Origin of the sequence: Methylobacterium sp. WL116 (genome assembly GCF_008039455.1) — a bacterium.
Lineage (GTDB): Bacteria > Pseudomonadota > Alphaproteobacteria > Rhizobiales > Beijerinckiaceae > Methylobacterium.
In genome coordinates, this window is the sequence record NZ_VRUV01000595.1 from 1 (window position 1) to 2,557 (window position 2,557).

Below are 2,557 nucleotides of genomic sequence, written 5' to 3' on the forward strand. Positions count from 1 at the left end.
GTGGAGGACGCCCCCGTCATGCCGCGCGAGACCGCATCGGCGGGGGCGGGTCACGCGCTGCCGCCGCCCCGCCCCGGCCGCGGCGAGGACCGCCCGCGTCCGAACGGCGAGGCGAATGCGGCGCCGTCCGAGATCCCGATCGGTCATCGCATGAGCGCGGGCGGCGAGCCCGTGACCCTGCCGATCCGGCTGCTGCCGCGCCACACCGCGATCATCGCCGGCTCGGGCTCGGGCAAGACCGTGCTGCTGCGCCGCCTCGTCGAGGAGGCGGCGCTGGCCGGCATTCCGGCCATCGTGATCGATCCCAACAACGACCTGTCGCGCCTCGGCGAAGCCTGGCCCGAGCGGCCGGGCCGGTTCACCGCAGACGACGACGCCAAGGCCCGCGTCTACCGGGCCCGGGTCGAGGTCGTGGTCTGGACGCCGGGGGTGCATGCCGGCAACCCGGTGTTCCTGTCGGCGATGCCGGATTTTCGCGGCCTCGGCGACGACCGCGACGAGCGCCAGCAGGCCGTCGAGATGGCCGCCGAGACGCTGGGGCCGCTCGCCGGCGCGAAGAAGGAGCTGCAACGCGGCGTCCTCGCCGACGCGCTCCGCCTGTTCGCGGCCGACGGCGGCGGCGACCTCGCGGCCTTCACCGCGCTACTGGCCGATCTGCCCGACGACGTGAGCCGCATCCGCGAGGCCGGCAAGCTCGCCGCCGGCATGGCCGACCAGCTCCACGCCGCAGTGGCGACGAACCCTCTGCTGAAGGCCGAGGGCGCGGCACTCGATCCCGCGATCCTGTTCTTCGGCGGCGACCGCACCCGCATCTCCGTGATCAACCTCGCCGGCCTCGGATCGGACGCGGCCCGGGAGGATTTCGTCAACCGGCTGCAGATGGCCCTGTTCGGCTGGGTCAAGCGCAACCCGTCGCCGCGCGGCCTGCTCTACGTGGTGGACGAGGCGCAAATCTTCCTGCCCGCGCAGCGGCAGGCGCTGAGCCTCGGCAGCGGCATCAAGCTGGTGGCGCAGGCGCGAAAGTACGGGCTCGGCATGATCGTCGCGACGCAGGTGCCGCGCGGCATCCACAATCAGGTGGTCTCGAACTGCACGACGCAGGTCTTCGGCCGGCAGAGCGCGCCCGCGACCATCGCGGCGGCCCAGGAGATCCTGGCCGCCAGCGGCGGGACGGCGGCGGATATCGGCAAGCTCGGAGCGGGCGAGTTCTACTTCGCCACCGAGGGCTCCGGCCGCCCGGTCAAGCTGCGGACGCCGCTGTGCCTGAGCCACCACCCGGCGAACCCGCCGACGCCCGAGCAGGTCGTCGACATCGCCAGGCGCTCGGCCGTCGGCCCCGCGACGCCGCGGTGACGCGCCGATGCCCGGCCGGCGCCGCGCGAGGGTCCATCCTCGGCGCTCAGCCGACGTCGAACGTCTCGATGTCCAGCGAGAGACGGGCCCGGAAGACGACCTTCCGGTGCTCGTCGCGGACCACCGCGAGGTAGTCCTGGCGCTCGGGGACGGCCGCGAAGCCCTGCGCGATCTTCGACATGATCCGGACGAGCTTCTCGCGCGCGGCATCCGCATCGGGCAGATCGAAGCCCTCGGTGTCGCGCACGAAGTGCGCGCCGTCATGCAGGTCGATGGTGAAGCGCGGCATTGCGGGACATATCCGTGGGATTTTATCCCACAGATACGGCATCCGCTCTTCCGTGGGAATGATCGTTCGGTCGCAGGTGACGCCGATCAGGACCTCCGGTGATGGATGCCTGCTGCGAGAACCGAATGCGTGTGATGAGCGGGAAACTATCAGGGGGATGGACGGGTGAACAGGCGCGACGATTGATCTCGCGATCACGAAGCGGCGCGTTCGTAACGCCCCGACAGAACCCGCGGGCCGCTGCAGCCGGATGATCGCGGCGTTCCCGCTCGCGGCCCCGCGGCGGTTGCACCGTGCCGGCCGCCCCGCGATGGTGCTCCGGAACGCCCGGACCGGACCTTGCCCCATGGATACCCTCTCGCTCGTCCTCGACGCGTTCTCGCCGATCGCGGGGCGCCGCATCGTCGATATCGGGTGCGGCCCCGGGGCGATGTCGGCTGCGCTGGCCGGCCACGGCGCACGGGTGACGGGGATCGACCCCGGCGAAGCGGCGGTCGCCGCAGCCCGGCGCCGGGCGCCGGACTGCGCCTTCGAGATCTGCTCCGCCGAGGCCCTGCCGTTCGCCGACGGGACCTTCGGCGGCGCGGTCATCCTCAACGCCCTGCACCACGTTCCCGACCCGCGCGCGGCGCTGGACGAGGCGGCCCGCGTCGTCGCACCGGGCGGCCGGATCGTCGTGGTCGAGCCGCTGGCCGAGGGCAGCTTCTTCTCGGCGCTCCAGCCGGTCGAGGACGAGACCGCGATCCGCGCCGCGGCGCAGGGCGCCATCGCTGCAGCGATCGCGGCCGGGGCGTTCCTCTGCCTGTCCGACACGAGGACGTGCGCGCGCAGCGGCTGCGACAGGACGTGGCGCCCGCCCGCATCCGTCTCGGCGGCGGCCGCGAAGGCGTCGGCGATCGCCGACGCGTTGTCGCG

The 2,557-nt window shown here is 73.0% G+C and carries 3 protein-coding genes; 2 read left to right on the forward strand and 1 reads right to left on the reverse strand.

The annotated features are described in order from the left end of the window. The coding region (locus FV223_RS24990) for an ATP-binding protein (RefSeq protein ID WP_147729486.1) at positions 1–1,353 on the forward strand (1,353 nt) is incomplete at its 5' end. Positions 1,354–1,399: 46 nt separating this feature from the next. Here FV223_RS24990 and FV223_RS24995 read toward each other — a convergent pair. Beyond that, complete coding sequence (locus FV223_RS24995; protein WP_147729487.1) at positions 1,400–1,642, reverse strand: hypothetical protein; 243 nt, start codon at positions 1,640–1,642, stop codon at positions 1,400–1,402. 346 nt (positions 1,643–1,988) lie between these two features. Here FV223_RS24995 and FV223_RS25000 point away from each other — a divergent pair. Further along, on the forward strand, positions 1,989–2,557 hold a 569-nt coding region (locus FV223_RS25000), incomplete at its 3' end, for a methyltransferase domain-containing protein (RefSeq protein WP_147729488.1).

Coding starts and splice junctions, on each gene's coding strand:
- FV223_RS24995 (WP_147729487.1), bottom strand. CDS start 1,642: ATGCCGCGCTTCACCATCGACCTGCATGACGGCGCGCACTTCGTGCGC.